Origin of the sequence: Pseudomonas luteola NBRC 103146 (assembly GCF_002091675.1) — a bacterium.
GTDB classification, from domain to species: Bacteria; Pseudomonadota; Gammaproteobacteria; order Pseudomonadales; family Pseudomonadaceae; genus Chryseomonas; species Chryseomonas luteola.
Map to the genome: position 1 here is coordinate 104,484 of NZ_BDAE01000004.1, position 25,966 is coordinate 130,449.

General features: G+C 57.5%; 26 protein-coding genes. 11 read left to right on the plus strand and 15 right to left on the minus strand.

The features are described from left to right. The first annotated feature begins 156 nt into the window (after positions 1-156). Complete coding sequence (locus PLU01S_RS07215) at positions 157-477, plus strand: DUF3509 domain-containing protein (protein WP_010795211.1); 321 nt, start codon at positions 157-159, stop codon at positions 475-477. A gap of 38 nt (positions 478-515) precedes the next feature. On the opposite strand, the gene PLU01S_RS07220 is transcribed toward PLU01S_RS07215, so the two are convergent. Together PLU01S_RS07220 and PLU01S_RS07225 are read right to left on the minus strand one after the other, a co-directional pair. Then, positions 516-1,070: a DJ-1 family glyoxalase III gene (locus tag PLU01S_RS07220; protein ID WP_074824618.1), complete on the minus strand. Its 555-nt coding sequence runs from the start codon at positions 1,068-1,070 to the stop codon at positions 516-518. 389 nt (positions 1,071-1,459) lie between these two features. After that, positions 1,460-1,693: a hypothetical protein gene (locus PLU01S_RS07225; RefSeq protein ID WP_010795213.1), complete on the minus strand. Its 234-nt coding sequence runs from the start codon at positions 1,691-1,693 to the stop codon at positions 1,460-1,462. Positions 1,694-2,032: 339 nt separating this feature from the next. On the opposite strand from PLU01S_RS07225, the gene PLU01S_RS07230 reads away from it, so the two are divergent. Next, positions 2,033-3,442, plus strand: coding sequence for a DHA2 family efflux MFS transporter permease subunit (locus PLU01S_RS07230; RefSeq protein ID WP_074824621.1), 1,410 nt, complete (start codon positions 2,033-2,035; stop codon positions 3,440-3,442). A gap of 7 nt (positions 3,443-3,449) precedes the next feature. Here PLU01S_RS07230 and PLU01S_RS07235 read toward each other — a convergent pair whose 3' ends face one another. The 3 genes from PLU01S_RS07235 to PLU01S_RS07245 are packed head-to-tail and all read right to left on the minus strand — an operon-like array spanning position 3,450 to position 7,245. After that, entirely contained in the window at positions 3,450-4,130 is a 681-nt protein-coding gene (locus PLU01S_RS07235) for a Fe2+-dependent dioxygenase (protein ID WP_074824623.1), read from the minus strand. Between the two features lie 11 nt (positions 4,131-4,141). Beyond that, positions 4,142-4,930 (minus strand): tetratricopeptide repeat protein, encoded by a 789-nt coding sequence (locus PLU01S_RS07240; RefSeq protein WP_074824625.1) that lies wholly within the window; start codon positions 4,928-4,930, stop codon positions 4,142-4,144. Positions 4,931-4,947: 17 nt separating this feature from the next. After that, positions 4,948-7,245 (minus strand): TonB-dependent receptor, encoded by a 2,298-nt coding sequence (locus PLU01S_RS07245; protein WP_074825163.1) that lies wholly within the window; start codon positions 7,243-7,245, stop codon positions 4,948-4,950. 192 nt (positions 7,246-7,437) lie between these two features. Here PLU01S_RS07245 and PLU01S_RS07250 point away from each other — a divergent pair, with 192 nt between their 5' ends. Continuing rightward, the gene (locus PLU01S_RS07250; RefSeq protein ID WP_074824627.1) at positions 7,438-8,733 is read left to right on the plus strand and encodes an NCS2 family permease; all 1,296 of its coding nucleotides are present in this window, start codon (positions 7,438-7,440) and stop codon (positions 8,731-8,733) included. Positions 8,734-8,949: 216 nt separating this feature from the next. Further along, positions 8,950-10,038, plus strand: a complete 1,089-nt coding sequence (trmA, locus tag PLU01S_RS07255) for a tRNA (uridine(54)-C5)-methyltransferase TrmA (RefSeq protein ID WP_074824631.1) — start codon at positions 8,950-8,952, stop codon at positions 10,036-10,038. Between the two features lie 34 nt (positions 10,039-10,072). Here trmA and PLU01S_RS07260 read toward each other — a convergent pair whose 3' ends face one another. Continuing rightward, entirely contained in the window at positions 10,073-11,002 is a 930-nt protein-coding gene (locus PLU01S_RS07260; protein WP_074824634.1) for a Gfo/Idh/MocA family protein, read from the minus strand. A 93-nt stretch (positions 11,003-11,095) separates the two neighbouring features. Continuing rightward, positions 11,096-11,980: a putrescine utilization regulator PtrR gene (ptrR, locus tag PLU01S_RS07265; protein WP_010795221.1), complete on the minus strand. Its 885-nt coding sequence runs from the start codon at positions 11,978-11,980 to the stop codon at positions 11,096-11,098. A 107-nt stretch (positions 11,981-12,087) separates the two neighbouring features. Here ptrR and PLU01S_RS07270 point away from each other — a divergent pair, with 107 nt between their 5' ends. Further along, positions 12,088-13,233 (plus strand): YbfB/YjiJ family MFS transporter, encoded by a 1,146-nt coding sequence (locus PLU01S_RS07270; RefSeq protein ID WP_074824637.1) that lies wholly within the window; start codon positions 12,088-12,090, stop codon positions 13,231-13,233. Between the two features lie 3 nt (positions 13,234-13,236). Here PLU01S_RS07270 and PLU01S_RS07275 read toward each other — a convergent pair whose 3' ends face one another. Continuing rightward, positions 13,237-13,674, minus strand: a complete 438-nt coding sequence (locus PLU01S_RS07275) for a DUF4345 family protein (protein ID WP_010795223.1) — start codon at positions 13,672-13,674, stop codon at positions 13,237-13,239. 195 nt (positions 13,675-13,869) lie between these two features. On the opposite strand from PLU01S_RS07275, the gene PLU01S_RS07280 reads away from it, so the two are divergent. Both PLU01S_RS07280 and pdxY read left to right on the plus strand, forming a co-directional pair. Beyond that, complete coding sequence (locus PLU01S_RS07280; protein ID WP_074824640.1) at positions 13,870-14,295, plus strand: DUF411 domain-containing protein; 426 nt, start codon at positions 13,870-13,872, stop codon at positions 14,293-14,295. 63 nt (positions 14,296-14,358) lie between these two features. After that, on the plus strand, positions 14,359-15,255 hold the full coding sequence (pdxY, locus tag PLU01S_RS07285; protein WP_074824643.1) for a pyridoxal kinase PdxY: 897 nt from the start codon (positions 14,359-14,361) through the stop codon (positions 15,253-15,255). Between the two features lie 54 nt (positions 15,256-15,309). On the opposite strand, the gene PLU01S_RS07290 is transcribed toward pdxY, so the two are convergent. Both PLU01S_RS07290 and PLU01S_RS07295 read right to left on the minus strand, forming a co-directional pair. Beyond that, positions 15,310-15,693 carry a hypothetical protein gene (locus PLU01S_RS07290; protein ID WP_074824646.1) on the minus strand — a complete coding sequence of 128 codons (384 nt, stop codon included), beginning with the start codon at positions 15,691-15,693 and terminating at the stop codon, positions 15,310-15,312. An 82-nt stretch (positions 15,694-15,775) separates the two neighbouring features. Continuing rightward, on the minus strand, positions 15,776-16,834 hold the full coding sequence (locus PLU01S_RS07295) for an SDR family oxidoreductase (RefSeq protein WP_216822603.1): 1,059 nt from the start codon (positions 16,832-16,834) through the stop codon (positions 15,776-15,778). 133 nt (positions 16,835-16,967) lie between these two features. Here PLU01S_RS07295 and PLU01S_RS07300 point away from each other — a divergent pair, with 133 nt between their 5' ends. Together PLU01S_RS07300 and ypfJ are read left to right on the plus strand one after the other, a co-directional pair. Next, positions 16,968-17,873, plus strand: a complete 906-nt coding sequence (locus tag PLU01S_RS07300) for a PhzF family phenazine biosynthesis protein (RefSeq protein WP_074824654.1) — start codon at positions 16,968-16,970, stop codon at positions 17,871-17,873. Positions 17,874-17,938: 65 nt separating this feature from the next. Beyond that, positions 17,939-18,805, plus strand: coding sequence for a KPN_02809 family neutral zinc metallopeptidase (gene ypfJ / locus PLU01S_RS07305; protein ID WP_073449416.1), 867 nt, complete (start codon positions 17,939-17,941; stop codon positions 18,803-18,805). A 45-nt stretch (positions 18,806-18,850) separates the two neighbouring features. On the opposite strand, the gene PLU01S_RS07310 is transcribed toward ypfJ, so the two are convergent. Beyond that, entirely contained in the window at positions 18,851-19,447 is a 597-nt protein-coding gene (locus tag PLU01S_RS07310) for an HAD family hydrolase (RefSeq protein ID WP_074824657.1), read from the minus strand. 88 nt (positions 19,448-19,535) lie between these two features. Between PLU01S_RS07310 and PLU01S_RS07315 the strand changes: the two genes are divergently transcribed. Beyond that, positions 19,536-20,273, plus strand: coding sequence for a haloacid dehalogenase type II (locus PLU01S_RS07315; protein WP_074824660.1), 738 nt, complete (start codon positions 19,536-19,538; stop codon positions 20,271-20,273). Next, positions 20,270-21,109 carry an NAD(P)-dependent oxidoreductase gene (locus tag PLU01S_RS07320; protein ID WP_010795232.1) on the plus strand — a complete coding sequence of 280 codons (840 nt, stop codon included), beginning with the start codon at positions 20,270-20,272 and terminating at the stop codon, positions 21,107-21,109. The genes PLU01S_RS07315 and PLU01S_RS07320 overlap by 4 nt, the downstream gene beginning before the upstream one ends. A gap of 31 nt (positions 21,110-21,140) precedes the next feature. On the opposite strand, the gene PLU01S_RS07325 is transcribed toward PLU01S_RS07320, so the two are convergent. From PLU01S_RS07325 to PLU01S_RS07340, 4 genes are all read right to left on the minus strand, one after another. Further along, complete coding sequence (locus tag PLU01S_RS07325; RefSeq protein WP_010795233.1) at positions 21,141-21,581, minus strand: S24 family peptidase; 441 nt, start codon at positions 21,579-21,581, stop codon at positions 21,141-21,143. A 68-nt stretch (positions 21,582-21,649) separates the two neighbouring features. Then, complete coding sequence (locus PLU01S_RS07330) at positions 21,650-23,380, minus strand: ABC transporter ATP-binding protein (RefSeq protein WP_074824663.1); 1,731 nt, start codon at positions 23,378-23,380, stop codon at positions 21,650-21,652. Between the two features lie 9 nt (positions 23,381-23,389). Next, entirely contained in the window at positions 23,390-24,337 is a 948-nt protein-coding gene (locus PLU01S_RS07335; RefSeq protein ID WP_074824665.1) for an acetamidase/formamidase family protein, read from the minus strand. Beyond that, positions 24,338-25,945 (minus strand): ABC transporter substrate-binding protein, encoded by a 1,608-nt coding sequence (locus tag PLU01S_RS07340; RefSeq protein WP_074824668.1) that lies wholly within the window; start codon positions 25,943-25,945, stop codon positions 24,338-24,340. Positions 25,946-25,966 lie beyond the last annotated feature (21 nt).

Genomic DNA, 25,966 nt, shown 5'->3' on the forward strand with positions numbered 1-25,966 from the left:
CACAAACCCATGGCAAGATGTGATGGAGGACTCAGTGCGATGCTCGACCAGAAACCGTTATTCACTACAGATATAAAAGGCTTCGCCTGAAGGCTCGGTTTTTGCACAGCCTTCATGGTGTTTGAGCGGTACGTGAAGGCAGTGAGGAAAAGCACTATGGCAATGAGTCCCTTGCAATCCATTGCACAAGCGTTCGAGGCGGATTTCAGTATCAATTTTCTGATCGAAAATCTGGAAGGCAGCGTCACGCTGGTACTGACCGACCAGAAAGGCTCGAAAATCCGCCGAATCATCACAGCGGAACAACTGGCAGACCCGGCAAGGGTTCAGCGCGTAATCGACACCATACGGTTTGGGCTGGCCATTGACGCAGGCCAAGGGATCTCGGTGATGAAAGCGCTTTCGGAGCCGGCCAATGATCAGGCACTTACGCCATCAATTGGCCGGCAAGGTGCGGCTTCCGATGGCACTGCCTAGGTGCGCCGTTGACCCACGACGGCGCACGGAACGTGCTATCAAAAGGGTGTCAGCAACGCCTCTGCAACGGTGTCGCGTTGTTCCTTACCCACAAGCTGATTGACCAGTTCAAGAGCAAACAGCTGGGCTGTACCGGGGCCTTGGCTAGTGACACAACGGCCATCCACTACGACGGGCTCGTTGACATATTGCCCTTGCTCGAGTTGCTCGATAAAGCTTGGGTAGCAGGTTATACGCTTACCCTCGACCAACCCCCAGGGTTCGAGAATGACAGCAGGCGCAGCGCAAATCGCTCCGTAGAGTCTGCCCTGTTCTACATGCCGTCGCATGAAATGGCGCAGCGCCGTGCAGTCGGCCAACCGTTGAGCGCCTGGCATGCCACCAGGCAAGACAATAAGATCAAAGCTCATGGCCTGCACTTCCAGTAAGGTCACATCGCTCATCAAGCGGGTACCTTTGGCCAGCGTAATCTGGCGACGCGCCTCGATACTGGTTACCAGTACCTCGATGCCAGCACGACGCAGTACATCGATCAGCGTAACGGTTTCGATATCCTCATTACCGTCCGCAACGGCAAGCAAAGCGCGAATCATGGAACCTCCTGCTGTCAGACACGCATACCTTAGTGCAAAGCATAGGTTCTAAAAACAACAAACGGTTCAGTTTGTTACCTTCGTTGAGGAGATCGGCAGGAATGGAATCAATCGCTGCCATTCATAATGCAGCTAAACTCGCCATTCCAGAGCGTCCGGCAAAAGTCGAGCCTTGTTTGTACTACTCGCAAGATAAGTCGGCCCACTGCAACGACATACTCCTTCCTGCTCGCCTGTCATAAGCAAAGTTTGTGAATATCATTGTGCCTTAATATTATGGGCTGGTATTACTTTGCTTTAAGAGAAAAGGCGTCGTAGGCTCTGCCGTGACGCCCCAGTTCAACAGGTAAGTTGGTTATTTATGGTGACCCTGTAGGTTACAAGGTCACTTAAACGCCGGCTTGATGCAGCGTTCTGGATGTTTTACGACCACGCAAGCTGGGCGACCATAGCCCCAGACGCGCCTGAAGTTGCTCGATACGTGCCAGCGCCTCAGCGTATGACTCGTTCAGTCCTTCGATAGTGTGCTTCTGCTGCTCAAGCTCTTTACGCAGCAGTTCATTTTCCTGGCGCAGGTTCAGTTCAAGCAGGATTTCATCAGAGTGGAAAAGATCATTCTGCATTACGAACACCCTTGATACTGTACACACATACAGTAACTCAAAACTCCTCCTTGACAAATCAAAACCCGACCAAATGCACCTGTTTTTGAAGGGCAAAACCTCAGCAATGGCGCGGCCTCCAGCCCTCCTGACAACCCCAGTTGAATAAACGAGCAAACAAACCGAAAAAGAGGCATTTGAAATCAAACAGATAGCTATATTTTCTCGGAATTTCATTAACACTTATCAGCCGCTTCGCTGAAATTAACCGTTTTCTCTTCTTTTCCAATCTTATTGGCTATACCCCGTCCTTAACGATATCTGTAGGATGCTGTTGATCCATTTCCTGATGCCTTTCTCATGTCTTATTCCAAACGCCAGTCGACTTCTGTAGCCCTGCTGGTAGCTGCCACCTTTTTCATGGAAAACCTGGACGCTACCGTGATCGCAACGGCACTTCCACAAATGGGAGAGTCCTTTCGGCGTTCGGCTGTCGATCTTAACGTTGGGATCAGTGCCTACATTCTGGCGCTTGCTGTGTTCATTCCTATCAGCGGATGGATTGCGGACCGCTTTGGTGCCCGCCGTGTCTTTGCGAGCGCTATAGGCTTCTTCACACTGGCCTCGCTGCTATGCGGCATTGCTCAGACACTTGAGCAATTCATTGCCGCCCGGGTGTTGCAAGGCATTGGCGGTGCCATGATGGTGCCCGTAGGCCGTCTGGTAGTGTTGCGCATCACTGAAAAGAAGGATCTGGTCAGAGCCATTGCCTTTATTACCTGGCCTGGCTTGATCGCACCTGTACTAGGCCCTCCGCTAGGTGGACTGATTACCACCTATACGTCTTGGCGCTGGATTTTCTACCTTAACCTGCCCCTGGGGCTGATCGCCCTTATTCTGGCCCTACGAATGATTCCGACCGGCACCGAAACGCGCCGGGCACCACTTGATTGGTTTGGCTTTCTATTAGTAAGCGGTGCCTGCCTTACGCTTATGTTCGGCATGGAGCAAATCGGTCAAGGTCACGATACGCTGGGCAGTAATCTGGTATGGATACTGGCAGGCCTCATGCTGGGTGGATTGGCCGTCTGGCATATGCGCCAGCAGGAACATCCACTGATCGACCTTTCGAACCTCGGCATTCAGACCTACCGCGTGTCGCTGTATGGCGGCACTCTGTTTCGTATCAGCATCAACACCGCACCCTTTCTGCTGCCATTGATGTTCCAGCTGTGCTTTGGCTTCAATGCGTTTCATGCTGGTCTGATTCTACTAGCGCTGTTTGCCGGAAACCTGTTCATGAAGGTGTTTACCACACCGGTCATGCGTCTGTTCGGTCTGCGGCGAACCCTGATCGTCAACGGTCTGGTTTGCGCCGTGACGCTTCTGCTCTGCGCTCTGCTGTCCGAGCGCTGGCCCCTGCCCGCTATTCTGACCCTGCTATTCGTAAGCGGCATGGCACGCTCACTGCAATTTACCGCCAACAATACACTTGCCTTTGCCGACGTCCCCAAGCCCAGGATGAGCGACGCCTCCACCCTGTTCAGTACGGTATTTCAACTCTCGACCGGTATTGGCGTGGCTATTGGCGCATTGGCGCTCAGGGCCTCCATGGAGTGGAACGATCATGCCACAGCGCAGCTTACCGATTTCCACACGGCCTTCATCGTCATTGGCGTAATAGGCTTGTTAAGCGTGATAGACAGCCTTGGACTGGCCCGCAATGCAGGGAATGCCGTTACGGGACATCAACCACGCCACGTCCGCTGAACAGGCGTTAGACGTCGGCCCATTGCCGGAGCAGGTTGTGATAGGTTCCGGTCAGTGCAAGCAGGGCCTCGTGATCAGGCACATCGCGGGTAAGACGCTGTATGGCCTGATCCAGGTCATACAACAAGCGGCGATGACCATCATCACGCACTAGGCTTTGAGTCCAGAAAAAACTGGCGATACGTGCGCCGCATGTCACCGGCGCAACCCGATGAAGACTCGTAGCAGGATAGATGACCATGTCACCTGCAGGAAGCTTGACCTGCTGCTCGCCATAGGTGTCCTGAATAATCAGCTCACCGCCATCGTAGGTATCGGGCGAAGAGAAGAAAAGTGTCGCAGAGACATCCGTACGGACCCGCTCAGGATGCCCTTTCAATGCGCGGATGGCGTTATCGATATGAAATCCGAAAGACCCGCCTTCTCTATAACAGTTGAACAACGGAGGAAACACCTTTCGTGGCAAGACTGCCGACACGAAAACAGGGTGGTGGCTCAGACGCTGAACGATCTGATTGCCCAGCTCGATAGAGACCGGGTCATCCTCGGGTAATTGAATATTGTGCTTGGCTCTGGCGGACTGATGACCTGCCGTTACCTTTCCGTCTCCCCATTTCGCCTGCCGCAACACATGTTCGATGTCACATGCCTCTTCGGGCGAAAATACGCCGGGGATATGTACGAGCATAAAATCTTCCTTTAGATGTCAGGGCACAGCGAGGGTGACGATGAAAAGCCTTTCTTGCCGGAAGACATCGCTGGCAAAGGTTCCTGCATTCGGGCGTAGCGGCTATTGATTTCAGCTGCCAGCGCACGCAATGGCTCACTGTCGGAGACCGCCAGTGCCTCGGCTATTTTTTGTAGAAAGCCGGGTGTGGCCGTTCGCATGGCCTGCCTTAGCCACGATACCGCTTCATCCACCCGCCCCTGTCGGGTCAGTAGGGCTGCATGACTGCACTGTCCTCGAAAGTCGCCAGCCTGTGCGGCAGACAGATACCAGCGTGCAGCCTCTTCCATGTCCACGGGTACGCCCCAGCCTTCTTCATAAAAGCGTCCCACCAGGTTCATTGATTTGGCGTGGCCTTGTCTGGCTGCCTGGCGGTACAGCTCCAATGCGGCGGCGCGATCCCTGGGTACACCACGCCCCTGCGCCAGCAGGTTGGCATAATTGTAGAATCCCCAGTCGAGCCCAAGCTGCGCGGCTTGGGCATACGCCCGTGCGGCAGCTGCCAGATCTACAGCCGTCCCCCAGCCATGTTCCAGACAACGCCCCACCATGTTCATGGCATCCGCATGACCATGGTGGGCTGCAATACGGAACCACCGCAACGCCAACGCCTGGTCGCGCTGAATGCCGTTACCATCAAGCAGGATCTGCCCGAGACGCGCCTGCGCCTCGGGCAAACCACGTTCGGCCCCCTGCAGGAGGAACCGAGCAAGTCGCCGCGGATCCTCCAGCCCGTAACGCAGCAGGGAGTCAGTGCCCAATGAGGGGTGCCGCCCTGTCAAAAGCTGTACTCGGCTGTTAACTGAGCACCGCGTCCTTCCCCTGGAACACCGAAGCCACGGCCGTTGTACTGACGCCAGTAGTGCTTGTCGAACAGGTTGACGATGTTGAGGCGCAGGGCCAGATCAGAGGTCGCCTGCCAGTCCACCGCCGCGTTATGCACCACATAATCCGGCACCTTTACACGCTGTTCGCTGGTAATCGCCTGCGCACGGCCCAAGGCAATGTAGCGCTCCCCTACATAGTTGACGCCATAGCTGATCGTCACGTCATGCGGCAGAGCATAGCTGGTCCAGAGGCTGGCTGAATGGCGCGGCGTGTTGGGCAGCGAAATTCCCTCCTCACTGGCGTTGGGGTTGGCAAAGTCGGTGCTACTGTTAACCGAGCTGTAGCTGCGGATCTTGCTCTTCATATACGCGTATCCACCGAACACCGACCACTTGTCTGTGATGTTGCCGGAAGCACCCAGCTCAAGACCATCAACGCGATATTTTGAGCTGAAGACATTACCCAGCTCGTCGTCACTGTCATATTGCGTGCTTTCCAGATCCGTACGGAACAGGGCGGCCGTCAGTGACAATCGCTCGTGCATCAGATCCCACTTGGTCCCTACCTCATACGTCTTGCCCTTGGTAGGTGAAAGCCCCTCCTCTCCCAAGCTTCCAGTTGCGGCAATCTGAATAGAACCGGGCTGCTTGGCATTGCCATAGCTGACGTAGAACGTCCCGTTATCCACGGGCTTGTAGCTCAGAGCGCCACGGTAGCTGAAGAGCTTTTCCTTCTGGCTGACATTTGCTGCGTCCGTCCAGTTGCTCAGCGTACCGGTAGTCGTGTTCAGGGTGCGAGTGCGGTCACGCGTGGTACGTGCCTTCCAGTGATCCTGACGGGCCGAAACATCCAACTGCCATTGCGGTGAGAACTTCAGGGTATCAATCAGGTAATAGGCTTTGGTTTCCGACTCGGCGTTGATCTCGCCGGTGTAGGCGACCTCACGAGAACCAACGAACTTGGACGGCGGGTTGGCCGGATCAACGGCAAAGGTGTTGCCCTGGGCACCATAGCGCAGGCTGCCCGTCTTGTACCGAAGGTCTTCCCGCGTGTATTCCAGGCCTGTGACGAGAGTATGCTCGATACCCGCCGTATCGAAGCGCCAAGTCACGTTCGCCTGGTCACTCAGTGTCTGGTTGTCGGTATGCCGCGCCGGACCGCGCAAACGACGCAGGGAGCCATTTCCGCCAGCTTGAAGCGATAGGTCGCCTCCTGGAGTCGTTACCACGTAACTACGCTGGAGCTGGTTGAACGAGAGCTGGTTACTGAAGGAGACGTTGCTGTTGATGTCATGCTCGAATCGCCAGGTCGCGCGATCGATGCGGTTGTCTTCCTTATCCAGGTTGCGGTAGCCAAAATATCCATCCCACTTGACGCCCGGAACCCGGCTTGGGTGACCGCCACTCTGCCGGGGGTTCTTTCCGTCGTGCAGCGTTGGAATTCCGTAATCGTAATTACCGGTGTCTTCCAGATGTTCATACGTGAAGATATTGCGCGTGTCGGTATTGAGACCAAAAGCAAGCGAAGGTGCAATCCCCCACCGATCCCGCTCGATCCAGTCACGCCCGTTGATACCTGACTCATGCCCAACCAGATTCAACCGGAACGCAGTGCCGCTCTCCTCGTCGAGTACATGGTTGTTATCTAGGGTAAGCCGCTTGTAATCCGCTGTTCCAACACCCGCCGTTACGCGGTTGAACTCATGAAGGCTGGGGGTCTTGGTGACCATGTTGATCGCGCCCCCAATGACGCCCGCGCCCCAGGCCGAGGAGCTGGAGCCCTTGACGACTTCAACCTGCTCGGTATTGAACATTTCGGAGCGGGTGTAAAAGGCAGAGTCACGCACGCCATCCAGATAGACGTTCGACCCACCGTAGTTGCCGCTATTGAAGCCGCGGATATTGATGCTGTCCCCTACGCCACCTGCGCCTTCACCGGAGCTGAACGTAATACCAGGCACATTGGAGAGCACCTGCTCAAGCGTTTGGGCGTTCTGCTGCTCGATAACCGCCTGCGGCACGACCGTGATGCTTTGTGGGACGTCACGCAAGGGTTGCGTGTACTTGTCGGAGGACAGCGTTTGCGTCTGGTACTCCCCTTCGGCATCAGCTGTGACGGTCAGACTGTCCAGCTCCTGCGGTGCCTGCTCTGCGGTTTGTCCATGAGTCAGCCCCGATAAGGACGCCAGGGCCAAGCCAATGGACGTCTTGTAGGGAAGGCCGATTACCGAAGTATCTCTTTCTCGCATGACGAGCCCTTTTTTCACGTTATTTTCACAAATGTCAAAATTTCGTGAAATGATAATGATTATCAAGCGTTCACGCCAGTGCGGCTTCGTCTGCTTATCGCTTTCAGAAAGATCATGAACGGAAACATCGGCTTGGGGACCTGCTATCATGCGCGCCCTTCGCTGACTTCAACTTATTCGGAGCCTTTTCCCATGCTGGAAAAACTCTTCCAACTCAAGGCCCATGGCACGAATGTGCGTACGGAACTGCTGGCAGGGGTTACAACCTTTCTAGCCATGGCCTATATCCTGTTCGTCAACCCGAGCATCCTCGGCGAGACCGGCATGGATAAAGGCGCGGTATTTGTTGCGACCTGCCTGGCAGCCGCCATTGGCTCGGCCATCATGGGCATGATTGCCAACTATCCCATCGCCCTGGCGCCAGGGATGGGCCTCAACGCCTTCTTTACCTATACCGTCGTGCTTCACATGGGGCATACCTGGCAGGCAGCACTGGGGGCGGTATTCCTGTCTGCACTGATGTTTTTCATCCTGTCGGTCTTTCGCATCCGCGAATGGATCATCAACAGCATCCCACTGGCGCTACGCTCAGGAATTGCAGCCGGTATTGGCCTGTTCCTGGCACTGATCGCCCTTCAAGGTGCGGGTATCGTTGTAGATAACCCTGCCACCCTGGTAGGCCTGGGTGATCTGACGAAACCCGGTCCGATCCTGGCGGTCCTGGGCTTCTTCCTGATCGTGGCGCTGGAAGCCCGTGGGGTCACAGGTGCCGTCCTGATCGGTATTCTGGCCGTCACGCTCGTGGCTATCGGTATTGGTGCGACGCCGTTTGGCGGCGTGCTGTCCATGCCGCCCTCGCTGGCGCCAACCTTCCTACAGCTGGATATCAAGGGCGCGCTGGATATCGGTCTGGTGAGCGTGATATTCGCCTTCCTGTTCGTAGACTTGTTTGACAACTCCGGCACCTTGATCGGAGTGGCCAAGCGCGCCGGTCTAATGGGCCCGGATGGTCATCTGCCCAAGATGGGTCGCGCTCTGATCGCGGACAGCAGCGCGGCCATGTTTGGCTCGTTGCTGGGCACCTCTACGACAACCAGCTACATCGAATCGGCTGCAGGCGTCAGCGCTGGCGGTCGTACAGGTCTGACGGCGGTCGTGGTAGCCGGTCTGTTCCTGCTCGCCCTGTTCTTTGCACCGCTGGCAGGCAGCGTTCCGGCCTTTGCGACTGCACCAGCGCTGTTCTTCATCGCCGTGCTGATGGCCTCGGGGTTGGCCGAGATTGAATGGGATGATCTGACCACTGCTGCGCCCGTTCTGATCACGGCGCTGGCCATGCCGTTGACGTATTCCATTGCCAATGGCATCGCGTTCGGCTTCATCTCCTGGACAGTTATCAAGCTATTGTCGGGTCGCACACGTGACCTGAACATTGCCTTGGTCATCCTATCCATTCTCTTCGTCATCAAATTAGGCTGGTTCAACGCCTGATGTTGAGCATGAGGGTGGGCCTGGCCCACCCTTTTTTACGCTGTGAGGCAGTGGTACTGCCTGATCAGTCTGGACGATGCGTAGCGACAAGCCGTTGCCCTAGGATTTTTCCCTATGGTTTCGGCCCGAGAAAATTCTCAGACTAATGGCAATGGCTGAATAGCAGCCTTTGCCTCCACCCTAGCTGAAAAGCCCACTACGTTCACTGAGCTGACCATGAATGTTCCCTCCTTCGAGCCTGCGGATTACGCAACGCAGTTAATGGCGAAAAAGAATCGCCTCATCGAACTGCTGGCTCCATTCGATGCACCTGAACCTGAAGTATTCGACTCGCCCCTTGCGAATTACCGACTGCGCGCCGAGTTTCGTCTATGGCGTGAAGAAGGCGAACGGCACTACGCCATGTTCGAACAGGGCGACAAGCACACGCCTATCCTGATTGAAAACTTCCCTATCGCAAGCCCGCTCATCAATGAGCTTATGCCACGCCTTAAGGCTGCCTGGCAGGCGAGCGAGACGTTGTCGTTCAAGCTGTTTCAGGTGGAGTTCCTGACTACTCTGTCCGGGGAGGCGCTCATCACCCTGGCCTACCATCGGCCATTGGACGATGCCTGGGAAACTGCTGCGGAATGCTTGGCCGCCGAGCTGAACGTCAATATCGTCGGGCGTTCCCGTGGCAAACGGATCGTGGTCGGGCGGGATTACGTCAACGAAACGCTGACTATTGCAGGTCGCGAATATCACTATCGCCAGCCAGAGGGTGCCTTCACTCAACCCAATGGGACGGTAAATCAGAAGATGCTGGGCTGGGCCTACGATGTACTTGGCGAGCGGGACGATGATCTGCTTGAGCTGTACTGTGGGAACGGTAACTTCACCCTGCCGCTGTCTACCCGCGTTCGCAAAGTACTGGCCACCGAGATCAGCAAGTCATCGGTGAATGCTGCACTGGCAAACTTGGCAGATAATGGCATCGACAACGTGACCCTCGTGCGCCTGTCTGCCGAAGAGCTGACCCAGGCCCTCAATGAGGTGCGTCCGTTCCGTCGCTTGGCGGGTGTTGATCTTAAAAGCTACGCCTTTGGAAGCGTGTTTGTAGATCCGCCTCGTGCGGGGATGGACCCGGACACCTGCGAGCTAACACGTCGCTTCGACCGTATCCTCTATATCTCCTGCAATCCGGAAACGCTGGCTCAGAACATCGCCCAGCTACAGGATACTCACCGTATTGTGCATTGCGCCCTGTTCGATCAATTTCCCTGGACGCATCACATGGAAAGCGGCGTCCTGCTTGAGCGCCGCTAAGGTTTGACCGGGCGGTTACTCCGCCCGGCTACTATCACTGCTTATCTTCGTGGAACGGCTCGATGGTCTCACGTCGGCCGTACATGAATGCATCCGCCACATGCCGCAACGGCGCGACGTCCACATCGGACTGACCGCTTTTGACCAGCTCGGCAAAGCGGGCATACAGGCCGGGATACTCTTCATCCGGACCTTCTTTTTCAAGCTGATCGTCAATGTAGAGTTGGCTGCCACCCTTGGACAGGGTCAGTTTGCCTTGATCGGTCTCGACATGAATGTCCCATGTCTGCGGCCCCGTTTGCAGGAAGTCCAGGTCCGCCTGAATGGCTGCACCGCGCTCATAATTGAACTCCAGCTGCGCACGAATCGGCGTCTGGCAATTCTCTGGAACCTGCAGCGCTGCCTGTTTGAGAAAGAACGGCCTGGGCAGAATTTCGGTTACGATGGACAAGGCATTGATGGCCGGGTCAAAAATGCCCATACCACCCGGCTCCCAAATCCAGGTTTGCCCCGGGTGCCAGACGCGTACATCTTCTTTCCAGTTGACCTGCACGGCTTTGATGGTTTTGTCGGCCAGCCAGGCTTTGGCCGGTGCCACTCCTTGAGCATAACGGGAGTGCCAGCTGGCAAACAGGGTCTTACCCGCGGCCTTGGCCTGCTCCGACAGTGCCTCGACCTCACTGAGGGTTGCCCCTGGCGGCTTTTCAAGAAATACATGCTTGCCATGGGCAAGGGCCAGTTGAGCCTGTGCATAGCGTACGGCTGGCGGTGCGCAGAGGGAGACGGCGTCCAAATCCGGCACGGCGTCGAGCAGCTCTTCAAGGGTCTTGTAGTGAGCTACGCCATCAAGAGAAGCATTACGGCTGGCGACAGCAACGAGCTGATAGTCAGGATTTTTTTGCAAGGCAGGCAGGTGTTGATCCTGGGCAATCTTGCCGAATCCGACGATGGCGATTTTGATCATATGATTTTCTCAATCCTTTTTTCAAAGCGCATGAGAAAGCGCGCCTTTATTCTTGTTCACGGCCTGTGCAGTTTCGCATTCGTCATACGAATTTCAAGCACCAAAAGACTTAACCGCCACATTTGACACGTCACTCTGCAAGGCAATCCACGCTTTGAGATTTGCACCCTGGCGTCCCTTGCGCCACATGAGCCATGTAGTGGCCGTGGCGAAACGGGCCTCGAGCGGATGGCACGCAACGCGGTCGCGCCCGGGCAAGCTATCCAGCATGGCCTTGGGCATCATGGCAACGCCACCGGCAATCACGCAGGCCAGCATGCTGTGATAGGACTCGATTTCCATGATAGGCCCCATGGCACCGCCTGTCGCCGCAAACCAGGCCTCCAGCCTCAACCGGTAAGAGCAACCGGTTCGGAACGTAAATACAGGACGCCCGGCCACATCGGCTGCTGAATGTACCGGAGGATGATCAGCTCCGGTCACGAGCACCATGGGCTCCTCGAACAGCGGAACGCCTTCCAGGCCGTCATGCCGGGCAGGCCCGTCAACCAACGCAGCATCCAGCCGTCCTTGCAGCAATCCATCGATGAGCTCGCCGCTGGGACCCGTCTGCAGTTGCAGCTCTACACTGGGATACTGCTGATGGTAGGCCGCAATCATGGCCGGAAGATGAATAGCGGCAGTACTGTACATCGACCCCAACACAAAGGCGCCTGCCGGTGCACCATCCTGCACGGCCGCTCGGGCCTCGTCCGCCAAGGCGAATAATCGCTGGCTGTATCCCAACAGCACCGTACCTGCCGGAGACAAATGCAGCCGCTGACGCTCGCGCTCAAACAAATCCACGCCCAGCTTGTCTTCAAGCTGACGCAGGCGCGTCGACAGATTGGAAGGCACCCGATTTAACAGCTCTGCTGCACGGGCAATGGATCCTGTTTCAGCCACCGCCTGAAAAATGCGCAGTTCAGCCAGTTCCATAACCATTCTCTTTAAGTGAACAACCCATTCTTATTTATTCAGTTTTAGAGAAACTTAACAAGCCCTACCCTATATACATCAATCAAGAACCTACATAGGGACCACTCATGACCGCCCTGCACCGCCTGCTTGCCTGCCTGGTCGCCCTGTCCGTTGCGATGGGCATTGGCCGCTTCGCATTGACGCCTCAGCTTCCGCACTTGATTGCGGAAGGCCAGATAGACCTGACAGCCGCAGGCCTGCTGGCTGCTGCCAATTACCTGGGTTATCTGGTAGGTGCATTGGACGCCTTCTTTGCTCGCCAGACCCGCTTTCGGCTCGTTGCCGGCCTGTGGTTATGTGTAGGGCTGACCCTTCTCTCGGTGTGGGCCGAAGGGTTCTGGCCCCATGCCCTGCTTCGCTTTGGCGCAGGCCTGGCCAGTGCCTGGGTGCTGGTGATGGTTACCGGGCTCAGCCAGGGCGTAGCGGCACAGGCAAACATGCCGAAACTGGGCGCACTGGTCTTTGCTGGTCCTGGCGTAGGGATCGTACTGAGCGGCCTGCTGGCCCTGGTCACCAATCTGAACGGCCAGGGTTCGGCAACCCTGTGGCTGATCTATGCAGCGGTGGCGCTGGTGATGACCATCGCTGTACTGCCAGCCCTGCCGCGGGCGACTACTGCTCATGCAGTTACATCAACCAAGCCGATCTCGCCACGCATGGTCCGCCTGACAGCCGCCTATGCCCTGGTTGGCATGGGCTATATCGTTCCGGCTACATTTCTTTCCCAGATGGCTACGGCGCGCTTCCACGGCGAATGGGTAGCTGATCTGTTCTGGCCTGCCTTCGGTTTGGCGGCCGCACTGGGTGTGGTGCTGGCCAGCTTTCGTCGCCAGCGGCCCGGTGCCACAAGACGTTGGCTCATCGCGACTCTGTGGCTGCAGGCCGCTGGCGTCTTGCTATGCCTGCTGCCCGGCATGAGCGCACTGTTTCTGGGTGTGCTGCTGTGTGGGGGACCGTTCCTGGCCTCCATGCAACTGGTGATGCAGCATAGCCGTGAGCTGGCTCCAGAAACGCCTCACCGCAATGCCGGTCTACTAACCGCTGCGTTCGCAGGCGGCCAACTATTGGGCCCTCTGCTGGCGGCTGTCAGCAGCCATTTCAGTGGTGGGCTTGGCCCGGCACTCTGGATGGCGGGTGCCGGACTGATCGTGGCCGGAGGGCTGATGCTGCAACCAGCCCCTCAGGCCGCAACGCAGCCTTCCGCCAGCTGAGTTTCAATCGTCTTCGTAATCTCCGTAGCGCTCGTCCAGCATGCGATTCCAGCGATCCAAAAGGCGCAGCGCTACAATCGCCAGGATGGCGATGACAATCTTGTAAAGCTGGCTGTACCAGTCGAAGTTGGCCTCGCCCGCATCTGCCAACAGGGCGCCAATAAGCCGAACGCTGGCAGTCGACAACTGCAAAAAGACGATTAACAGCAAGGCAGCCCGTACCAGTTGAGGGCGGAACACTGCAAAGCCGGTGAACAATGCCAGACCGAATTGCAGGCCGCCATAGAAGACCTGGGTTTCGGTAACCGAGGCGGAGTCCATGAGCAGCACTCCGCTGGCATTGGTCATTTCATAGGGCCTGAACCAATAGGCCAGCGCCAGACCGGCCCAGACCAGTGTCTGAACGATCAGAACCGCACGAGCAAAACGCGTGTAAAACATCCCCTGTTCTCCCTTGGGGTGTAGCCGCATGGGCCAAACCAGACAGATCCATTCAAAAAGCCAGAGAGCAACGAGCCTTTTGAACAGTCCTTAACAAGTGGAAGCACTTTGCACAGCGAAAGACCCAATGCCTCCTGCTCTTCGAGCGGCCGTGAGTTTATGCTGCCTGTATGCCAACCCGAAAGAGACCTTTACATGCGCCGCCTAGTTCTACTCGCCGCTTTGCTCGGCAGCACAGTTCACGCAGCCGAACCCTTGACGATTGACGTATACCGCGATCCCAACTGTGGCTGCTGTAGCCAGTGGATCAAGCATCTGGAGGCAAACGGCTTTGCCGTTCACGATCACATGGAACCCAACATGAGCGAACTCAAGGCCCGGCTGGGTGTACCGCCACGATTTTCGTCCTGCCATACTGGTGTGATCGACGGAAAGTTTGTTGAAGGACACGTACCAGCCCACGACATTCTGACTCTTCGCCAGCGCCCTGACCTGCTTGGCGTAGCCGTACCCGGCATGCCCCTGGGTTCTCCCGGTATGGAGATAGGTAATCGGAAGGACGCCTATGAAGTGCTGGGGCTCAAAACGGATGGCAAGGATGAAGTGGTGTCACGGCACTAACGGCCCATGTCCCTTTCATAAACAGTACAACGCCTCCTTTATTGGATAAGGATCTGCAACCCTATGGCTTCTGAGACGCTCGGCTCTCCTCCTCTGGTACTTTCCATCCAGTCCCATGTTGCCTATGGCCATGTGGGCAATGCGGCGGCAACCCTGCCGCTACAATTGCTCGGCATTCAACCGGTCGTCGTCAACACCGTGCAGTTTTCCAACCATACGGGGTATGGCGAGTTCAAGGGGCAGGTCTTTCCCCCTGAGCATATCCATGATGTGCTTGACGGGCTGAGAGCACGCGGCATTCTCGCGCGCTGTGATGCGGTCCTGTCGGGCTATCTGGGCGACGCCGCCATTGGTGAGGTTATCCTGTCCGTGGTACAGGAGATCCGAAAGAACAAGCCGGGCGTGCACTACCTTTGCGACCCGGTAATGGGCGACGTGGGCCGCGGCGTCTTCGTACGACCGGGGATTCCTGAGTTTTTGCGTCGACGGGCCATTGAGCAGGCCAGCCTGATTACACCCAACCATTACGAGTTCGAGCTGCTGTATGGAGCATCGCTGGCGTCGACAGAACATGCTATCCAGGCCGCTCGCGAGTTACTCGGCACGCCTGAATGCCCAGGCCCGGACACCATTGTTATAACGAGTCTGCGAACGCCGGATCTTCCACTCGACAAGCTCAGCACACTGGCGGTGACCGCTCGAAGTGCATGGATGGTACAGACCCCCTACGTTGAGCTGCAGCCACTGCCTAATGGCATGGGCGATGTGTTTTCGTCCGTACTGCTGGGGCATCTGCTGGGTGGGGTCAGTACGCCTGAAGCCGTAGCCAATGCCGTTAGTACGCTTTATGCCCTGGTGGCCCGCACTACACCGGGTAGCCGCGACCTGCCCTTGATCGCAGCACGCGATCAGATCATGTCCCCAAGCGAGCACTTTGAGGCAATACGCCTGACCACCTGAGCCCTCTTATGATAAAGCCCGCGTCAGGCGGGCTTTATCGGCGCAACGCTATCATCAGGGATTTTTGCCCGTGTTGGCAGCCGGCCCCATGCCCGGCGTTGAGCCTGCACCTGTGCCGTTAGTGTTGCTGTCCATTCCCATGCCCGCTCCGGTGCCGGTATGGCTGCCCTGGCTACGGTGCGTGCCATGATCCATCGTGTCAGGCCCTGTCTTCGAGCCGGTGCTATGGTTCATGCCATCCGGTGTTGTGGTCCTCGCGCCTTTGCCATTGTTGGGTGAACTGCCTGAGTCGGCACCTGGTGTCACATCATTGCTGTTCACGCTGGGGCCGGGTGTTACCGGCTCGGTCGGGGATGTCGGATCGGTCGGGCCGGTTTGAGCAAAGGCAGACGTGGAAAGCAGACCTGCCAACGCCGCTATAGCGAGTTTCTTGTTCATCGGGCACCTCCTGGCTCTTGTATGTGTGTGCCTAGGGTTTGGCACCAGGAGACTCGGGAGGTGCAAGTGCAGCGACCAGCGGTTAGGGAATGATCCGCTCGGCCCGCAGGCGATTAAACAGGTCGATGAAGGATGCTCGGCTGTCGTGGTATCCCAGGAAGCCCAAATCTCGGCTCTTGGTCATGTCGTTCAGGCACTCGATTTCACGTCCCAGGTCTGCATCGCTGTGCCACCAGGAAGCCAACTTGCCTACGTCGGACTCAACGAGCTCATAGCGACGCGCCATCTCCTCCCATACCGGTCCGATGTCCTTCATCTGCTCTTCCAGCGGTTGACGCTCGTCCCGGCAGGGCGTGGCCTCCAGCCCGAAAAAGTCCGCGATCTGTGTCCACATCCAGCGCCAGCGGAATACATCGCCATTGACGGTATTGAGCGCCTGGTTCTGTCCGCTGGGCGACAACGCTGCCCACTCCATCTGGCGCGCCAAAAGGCCGGCATCGGTGATATCCGTCAGGCCATTCCATTGCACCTTCGAGCCTGGGAATACGAAGGGACGTCCGGTCTCTTTGCAGATGCTTGCATAGATAGCCAGGGTCACACCCATGTTCATGGCATTACTGCCACGCGCCATGCCGATCATGCTGTGAGAACGGTGCACGCTCCAGCTGAAGCCGCGGCGCTTGGCATGTTCAAAAAGGATGTCTTCCAGCGTGTAATAAAAGTTCTCACCCGGCAGACGGGGGTGCTCCTCGCGGAATGGCGTCTCGGCGGCATTCTGACCATAGCTTTCGAATGGGCCCAGGTAGTGCTTGGTTCCTGTTACCAGCGCCATATGCTGAAGAGGCGCGTTTTCCAACGCCTTGCAGAGGTTGCGCATCATGGCACCGTTGGCCTCGACATTCTCTTTCTCGGTGTCGCGGCGGGTCCATGTACAGAAGAAGGCATGGGTAATGGGGAGATCCTTCAACGCGGCGGTCAGCGACTGCTCATCCAGCAGATCACCGGTCACAGGAATGACACCTTCCTGGTTTGAGGGCTTGCGAGCCAGGCCATACACCGTCCAGCCACTGGATATCAACACATTGGCCAGGTTGTAGCCGGAAATTCCCGTCACACCAACAATGAGCGCTGTACCTTTCAACATGAATATTCTCCACGATGGAGATGCCGGGCATCCCCATGAAACAAAGATGAGCCCTACCGACTACTGGCTTGGCATGAGCCGTCGCGTACACGTAGCCTTGTGGACTCACCAACCCTTGTTAGGAGCCCCTATGTCGCCATTGGTTTACTGGCATGTGGATGTTTTTGCGAATCGTCCGCTCGCGGGTAATGGGCTAGCCATCTTCCCGGATGCCTCGGGCCTGCCTGTCAGTACGCAGCAGAAACTTACCCAGGAGCTGCGCCAGTATGAGTCCATCTTTCTTGAGCCACGGGCGCAGGCAAATACCTTTGGTGCACGTATCTTCACGATGGAGGAAGAGCTGCCTTTTGCCGGCCATCCGCTGATTGGGGTCGCCGCCCTGCTCCACCATCAGCACGGGCAGGCCGAGCAGGAGACCTGGCGGGTCGAGCTTTCGGAAAAAACGGTCACCCTGATGACCCACCGCGCCGCAACAGGCTATTACGCCGAGATGGACCAAGGCCTTGCCCAGTGGGGATGCCATTTGGATCAGGCGCAGAGCCAGTGGTTTGCCCACGCCTTTTCACTACGACTACGAGACCTTGATGCTGATTACCCGCCCATGGTTGTCAGTACCGGGCTTCCCTATCTGATCCTGCCGGTCAAAGGTAGCCAACTGGGCCGTGCACGGATCGCAGCGCAGGATCTGGAGGCGCGTTTGCACGGTATTGGCGCGGCATTCGTATATGTGCTGGATGTAGAACGTGGCGAAGGTCGCAGCTGGGATAATGCCGGCCTGGTAGAAGACATTGCGACAGGTAGTGCAGCGGGTGCAGCAGCGGCCTATCTGGTCCGCCATGGCTGCCAAGGCGCTGGAAAGCCCTTCGTTATTCATCAAGGCGGTTTCACCGGGCGCCTCAGCCAGATGGATGTTTCTGTAGATGAACAAGGTGCCGTACGGGTAGGTGGACATGTTCACCTACTGTCTCGCTCCGAGTGTGTGGTCGAACTGCGAGTTCGCCAAACGGCTGAGGGCTCGAGTCACCACGTTTCGTAACATTTTGGCGCACTCTGCCAAACGCCTGTGGTCTCACCCACAAAGCGTTCAAGCGAGGCGATGAGATGGACTGGGGTAAAGGGCGGCGTAGCGACAACGTTGAACAGGCCACCGGTGGTGGTGGCCGTGGGCTGCAAATCGGCGGTGGCCTCGGTGTTGGCGGGGTTCTGCTGGTCGTGGTGTTCAGCCTGGTGACAGGCCAGGACCCGCTCCAGGTCCTGAGCATGGTGACAGGTTCAGGCGGCGGAGCGCAGGTAGCCCAGCAAACCCAGGCGCCGGACGCCAACTCCAAACAGGTGGATTTTGTCCGCGCCATCCTGGGCGACACCGAAGACACATGGGGCGAAATCTTTGCGGCCCATGGAGAACACTATCAACAGCCCAAGCTGATTCTCTTCAACGGTCATGTGCAATCGGCCTGCGGCTCCGCCAGTGCCGCAACCGGCCCGTTCTATTGTCCGGCTGACCAGCAGGTTTATCTGGATCTTTCCTTCTTCGACGAGATGGAGCGCCGCTTCTCGGCAGCCGGGGATTTCGCCCGCGCCTATGTCATTGCCCATGAAATCGGTCACCACGTGCAGGACTTGGTCGGCACTACGGAAAAAATGCAGGCTGCTGAGCGCCGTGGCATGCCTGCCCAAGGTGCGCAGGGGTTATCCGTTCGCCTGGAACTGCAAGCCGACTGTTATGCTGGCGTTTGGGCAAATCATGCCCAGAAACGCCTACACTGGCTGGAGCCCGGTGATCTTGAAGAAGCCATCAACGCAGCCCATGCCATTGGTGACGACCGTCTCCAGGAGCAGGCTCAAGGGCGCGCCGTTCCCGACTCGTTTACCCACGGCACCTCCGAACAACGGGCCCGCTGGTTCAGGACCGGATTCGACAATGGTGCGGTAGAGCGCTGCGATACGTTTACAGCGTCTCGTTTATAACCTTGCAAAGGCGGGTACCCGATCGATCGGATCGGTACCCCTCTCTCAAGCCCGCGCGATGCGCTGCGCCAGTGCGAAACAGTCCACGGCATGATCATCAGCCAGCTCTGGCCAGGTATTCTCCGGTGCGTTGACCAATACCGTACGCGTACCGGCTGCGCGGCCACACTCCAGATCAATTCGATGATCGCCGACCATTACCACGTCGCTCGGCTGCACCTGCCAGCGCTCGATAAAATGCTGCAGCCCACCTGGATGCGGCTTGGGTGGCGCCTCGTCTCGCCCAAGCACTTCCGCCCGATTGAAACACTCGGCAATACCAATAGCTTCCAGCGTTACGTAGGCCAGCTCCTGAGCATTACGGGTCAGGATACCGATCCGGCAGTTGCGCGCGCATAACGCCCTGATCAGCTCAACCGCCCCCGGGGCAGGCTTGGAACCCGTCGCCAGCTCCCGCTCATGCTCGAGCAGCCAGGCATGCTTGGCCTTGCTGTCCGCCTCGGGCAAGGCGGCCAGGTAATGGAGGATATCAGCCTCAGGTGGTATCTCCAGGGCACGCCGAATGGCTGCGAAATCATGTACGGCAACCGTCAAGGTACCGTCCATATCAAATACCCAATGGGTGTAGTCACAAAGGTTCATGGTCTTCCTAAGTCACAGATTGGGGAACTGCGCCGCACCTCTTTCCGTCAAGACAGTAGGTACTTCTTACGCAGGCGATGAGTTCGCAATGAAGACGACAGTACACGCACTTTTGTTCGATGTGTTCGGCACCGTAGTCGACTGGAGGGGTAGTTTAATCGCCTCACTTGAGTCCTTTGGGGAGAAAAACGGCCTTAAAGCCGACTGGCCTGCCCTTGCCGATTCCTGGCGAGCTGAGGCCTACGGCCCGCTGATGGATGAGATTCGCGAGCGAACGCTACCCTGGACGCCGCTTGACGACCTGCACCGTGTGGCGCTTGAGGAACTGCTGCCCCAATACGGACTGGTTGGCCTGATCAAGGCTGAAGTGGACTGGATTCATCGCCTCTGGCATCACCTCAATCCCTGGCCGGATGCCGTTCCCGGTCTGACTCGACTCAAGCAGGGCTATAGCATCAGCGCCTTGTCCAATGGCAACGTTGCCATGCTGGTCAATATGGCACGCCACGCCGGCCTTCCCTGGGACATGGTATTCGGCGCGGATCTGTTCAATCACTACAAGCCTGATGCCGAATGTTACCTCGGCGCCTGCACCCTGCTGGGCCTTGAACCTGAACGAGTCATGCTGTGTGCGGCCCATAACAATGACCTTCAGGCAGCCAGTGAGCTGGGTCTGCGGACGGCCTTTATTCAGCGCCCTCTGGAAAAAGGACCAAAAGGTCCGATCGAACAGCCAGCCGACAGCTGGGATCTGGTTGCCAGTGACTTGCAGGATCTGGCCGATCAGCTAGGAATGAAAACAACAACCCACGAGGATGAACCATGACGCTGACTGTTGCCCTGATCGCCCCAGGCTCCATGGGCGCTGCTGTGGGCCGCTATTTGCGCGATCACGGCCTGGATGTCTGTACCACCCTGGCTGGCCGCAGCGTGGCTACCCGCGAGCGCGCCGCAGCGGCAGGGTTGCGTGAGGTCGAACAGGAACAGCTGGGTGAAGCCGATATTCTGCTCTCCATTGTGCCGCCGTCCGAAGCCTTGCCGTTGGCGCAAGAGCTGGCCCCCCTATTGGGCCGCATGAAAAAGACCGTTTATGTAGACTGTAACGCTATTGCTCCAGCCACCGTCGAGCAGGTCGGTCAGACCCTTACCGATGCAGGATGTGCCTTCGTCGACGCGGCCATCTTTGGCACGCCTCCTTCGCCTGAACGAACGTGCCCCTCGTTCTATGCCTCAGGCGAGCATGCCGCGCGATTTGCCCAGCTCAACGACTATGGCCTTCCGGTGAAGGTACTGGAAGCACCCATCGGTGCCGCGTCAGGACTTAAGATGAGTTATGCCGGTATTACCAAGGGGCTGACCGGCCTTATCGCTGCCATGGTGCAGGCTGCCGAGCGCAGTGGTTCCGGCCAGGCATTGCGCGATGAACTCAAATGCAGCCAGCCGATGCTTTACGAGTGGGCTAACGAGAAACTGCCCGACATGTACCCCAAAGCCTACCGTTGGGTAGCAGAAATGGAAGAGATCGCTGCCTTTGCGCAAAAAGACCGTCCCAGCGAGGCACTGTACCTTGCCATGGCACAACTCTATTGGCGCTTGGCCGAAAACCGGGCAGCCGGCGCCGGAAACGATGTGGCAGAACTGGAAAAGTGGCTGGCGCGTTGAAGCAGTGGATTAACGGCAGCGCCGACGCTGATTACGTTGCCGGTTGTGCCACATAGCTAAGCACAAAGGTTACGACGCCACACGCATCCAGAGGCTCATCGCGACCGTAATTGATTGGGCGCGCCTGACGATGCCCACCCAACAGCAGGCGACCGCCCTGGTTATCATGCGTGAGTCGGCGTATTTCATACTGGCCGTTCACATCCATGATAACCAGATGTCCCGGTCGGCATTCTACTGCCCGATCGATAATTAGCCGATCTCCCGGATAGATCCCGAACTCAAGCAGGCTTTCATCATCCACCATCACCACCCAGATTGGTGACTCGCCCAACCCCACCAGCCTATCCAGCGAGATGGCGTTTTCTTCCCATTGACCCGCCGCAGACTGAAAGCCGCTGATCCGCAGAGAGTCCGCCTCGGGCAATAAATGGCGAAGCCGCTCGCTTCGCCCTAGTACGGTAATCGACATACCTGATGACCCAGATAACTGTATATGCGTACAGACACCAGAGCAGCAACCTCAGGTCAATCAAAGACTTAAACCGCAACCCAATGATCCAGATCTACCGCGCGATAACGTTGCAAGGGAGCCTGATAACCACGTGGCTTGATAGGGTCAGGCGTTTCGACTTCCTTGAGCAGGCTTTTAAAGTCCTTGCGGTGATCCACATCCGGCATGGGCACAGCAGCCAATAGCCGCCGCGTATAAGCATGTTGCGGATTTCCAAGCACCTGATCACGCTGACCGATTTCAACGATCTGACCGCAAAACATGACCGCCACACGATGACAGATACGCTCGACCACTGCCATGTCGTGGGAAATAAAGACGTAGCTCAGCTGATATTCCCTCTGCAAGCGCTCCAGCAGATCGAGCACCTGTGCTTGTACGGACACATCGAGCGCCGATACGGACTCATCCGCAATGATGACCTTAGGGTTGAGCGCCAGCGCACGGGCAATACAGATACGCTGCCGCTGTCCGCCCGAAAACATATGCGGGTAGCGCTCCATTGCCTCAGCCGGTAAGCCAACCTGATCCAGTAATTGGGCGACACGCCTCTTACGGGCCGCAAGATCGCCTTGTCCATGAATAAGCAAAGGCTCGCCTACGAGATCCAGGATTGTCTTGCGCGGATTGAGGGAGGCGTACGGATCCTGAAAGATCATCTGGATATCTTGCCGCACCGGCTTGAGCGCATTGCCGACAAGCCCATTCAACTCCCGCCCCATGAGCTTCACGCTGCCCTCGTAACTCAGCATGTTCATGAGCGCTCTGCCGGTCGTGGACTTGCCGCAGCCGCTCTCCCCTACGATTCCCAAGGTTTCGCCCTGGTGCAGATTGAAGCTTACGTTTTCCACCGCGTGAACGTTGCGAGCTTCCTCGAACCAGCCGCCCCGCAGCGGAAAACGCACGGTGAGGTCTTGAACCTCCAGCACTACTGGCTGCGTTGCTCGCGATTCAGGTTTGGCGGCTGTGCCCAGTACCGGCACGGCCGCCAGAAGCTTTTGCGTATACGCCGCCTTGGGCGTCCTGAAAAGCTCGCGTACCGGTGCCCGCTCCTCCATCTCGCCCTGATTCATCACCACGACCTCATCGGCCATTTCCGCCACCACGCCCATGTCATGGGTGATCATTAACAGCGTGGTGCCAAACTCGTCCTGTAACTCGCGCATGAGTTCAAGGATCTGGGCCTGAATGGTGACGTCCAGGGCTGTGGTAGGCTCATCAGCAATCAGCACCCGCGGACGGCAGAGCATCGCCATGGCGATCATTACCCGTTGCCGCATCCCGCCGGACAACTCGTGGGGATATTGCGTAAGGCGCTTTTCCACCTGGGGTACACGCACCGCGTCGAGCATTTCACGGGCACGCTGCCGCGCCTGACCACGACTCACCGCCTCGTGCCGACGTACCGTCTCCTCCAGTTGCTGGCCGACGGTCATCAATGGGTTGAGCGACGTCATGGGCTCCTGAAAGATCATGCCGATGTCCTTACCCCGGAGCGCCTGCATCTGCCGCTCGGGCAGATCCAGCAGATTCTGTCCCTCGAAAAGGATAACGCCGCTGGGCAATCGCGCCATCTTGGGCAGCAACCCCATGATGGCCAGCGAGGTGAGGGATTTACCACTGCCGGACTCTCCGGCGATACACAGGGTCTTGCCACTGTGCAGGGCAAAGCTGAGGTCATTCACGACGCGCCTGCTGCCAAACTCGATGGACAGGTGCTCGACCGACAGCAAAGGCCGGGGTGTCTCGGCAGTCATGGCATTACCTCAGTTGAAGACTACTTTGGGGAAGTAGAACGAGACCACCCAGTTCGGCATGTCCACCACTTCACTGATTCGCAAATCACCGCAGACCGAGCACAGCATGTAGGCTTGCTCGGCCGGCATGCCGTGTTCACGGCAGAGCCAGTCGATTGTGCTACTCACCGCCTGACGAGCCGCATCCATCAGGTCAGACGCGACACCGGTAAAGGCCTCGTACCCCATGGCATCCAGGTGACGGGTTACCGGCCCTGGCGTACTGAAGCGCGGTGCGGCCAAGGGAGTGGACTTGATAAGGTCCAGCTTCACCACCACGTCCATGGCGCTCTCTATGGCCGTCCCGCAGACCTCACCGTCACCTTGGGCTGCATGGGTATCCCCTATTGAAAACAACGCCCCCTCCACTTCCACGGGCAGGTACAGGGTAGTGCCGGCGGCCAGATCGCGGATGTCCAGGTTGCCTCCCACGCGACGGGGCGGGACGATCGAATGCGGCCCTGGCGCAGCCGGAGCAACGCCAAGGGTGCCTGCAAACGGCTTGAGCGGGACTTTGCCGAACTGGCCGAACGCAGCGGGTGCCAGGCTCTCCTTGTCGTAGTGCCACAAGGCCAACGCTGGTTCCTTGAACTGGTCTGCCAACAGGCCAAAGCCTGGAATGTTCGCGGTCCAGCCAAAGCCGCAAGGCTTGAAGCTGTCGATCGTCACCTTGAGCACATCACCCGGCTGGGCCCCTTCGACAAAAATCGGCCCGGTAACCGGATTGATGTTGTCGAACGGCATCGTAGATACGTCGGCGACAACCGACTGTGCATTGAAATAACCGTTAGAGGAGTCATGGCACTGAAACTCCAGTTCGGCTCCGGGCGCTACCCGAGCCGTTGGCTCGAAGCTGTTGTCCCAGCCAAAATGGCTGTTGATGCTATGGATCGTTTTAACCAAGCAGTTCTGGCACATTCACTTCACCCAGATGTAGTCGTAGTTGACGGGGACGTGGACAGGGTCGACATACAGCGCATCGTCACCTCCCATGCGAGCAGATCGCACGGTAAAGCGCTGCTCGTTAAAGATCGGCACCCACGGCGCATCGGCCATGACATCGGTAAAGATCTTTTTCCATAAGGCAATCCGCTCGGCCTGCTGCTCGGGTTTGGCCATCGAATCAGCCCTTTTCGCTTCGGCATCCAGCGCCTTGTTGCAGTACAAGGCCCAGTTCCAGCCACCTGCTACCGCCCCCTCGCACCCTAGGATCGGGCCGTAGAAATTCGATGGATCGGGGAAGTCGGCGATCCAGGCCATACCGCCCGACCACACCATAGGTGCCTTGTCTTTCTCGCTACCTGCCGCAATCACGTTGGCCTGCGCCAGGGACTTGATCTGTGCACGAATACCCACCTTGGCCAAATCCTGCTGGATGGACTGGGCGATACGTGGCTGCGGGTCGGTATTCATCACATACAGCTCGGTATCGAAACCGTTGGGAAAGCCTGCATCGGCCAGGAGCTTCTTGGCGCCCTCCACATCGTAAGCATAGCCCTTGAACGCAGCGTCATAGCCAGGCATGGCAGGCGGCAGTGGCTGGTTGGCTGGCTTGGCGCGACCATTGATGATGCGAACGATCCGGTCCTTGCTGATCGCCATGTTTACGGCCTTTCGAACCTCAAGTTTGTCGAACGGAGGCAGCGTGGTCTTCAGCGTGAGGTATCCCGTTTGTAACTGGTCACCGATGACCATCAGCTCCTTCTGCTGCGGGTTATTCTTGAATTGCAGGAATTGCGCGGGGGGCACACCATCCCCGGCGATGTCCACTTCCCCCTTTTGCAGGCGCATCAGGGAGACCGTCGGGTCCTGGCCGATCTCGAACTTGATGCTATCCAGATACGGTACGCCAGCATGGAAGTAGTTCGGGTTCTTCTTGAAGACCAGCTGCTGGCCCAGCTTCCACTCGGCCAGCTCGAAGGCACCGGAGCCTACCGGATGCTTGCCGAAGTCAGAGCCCCACTGTTCGACCGCTTCTTTCGGAACGACCGAGGCGAAGTTGATCGCCATGATGTGCAGGAAGGTAGCGTTAGGCTGATTCAGCTTTATCTTGACGGTGTATTCATCAGGCGTCGTGACCCCGCTCAGCGTCTGGCTCTTGCCAGAGGTCATGTCTTCATAACCCTGGATGGACGAGAAGAATCCGGCGCCCGGACTCTGGGTTTTCGGGTTGACGGCCCGCTCCAGCGAGTATTTCACGTCGCCAGCCTTCAGGTCGCGACCATTATGGAATTTGACGCCTTTCTTCAGCGTAAAGGTGTATTCGGTGCCGTCATCGGAGACGGTGTACTGTTCAGCCAGTGACGGGACCAGCTCCGTCGTGCCGGGCTTGTAGTCGACGAGCCTGTCAAACAGGCTTTTGATCATGGACCAGTTTTGCCAGTCGTAGCCAATGGCTGGATCCAGTGTCGCCACATCGTTCTGATAGGTGATGACCGCCTCGCCGCCCGTCTTGGGTTCGGCCGCCAGCAGATTGCCAGCGAACAGCGTAGCCGCAATGGCCAGGGATAAAGCGCTCCTTCTCATGCTCCTACCTCTTTTTAGATG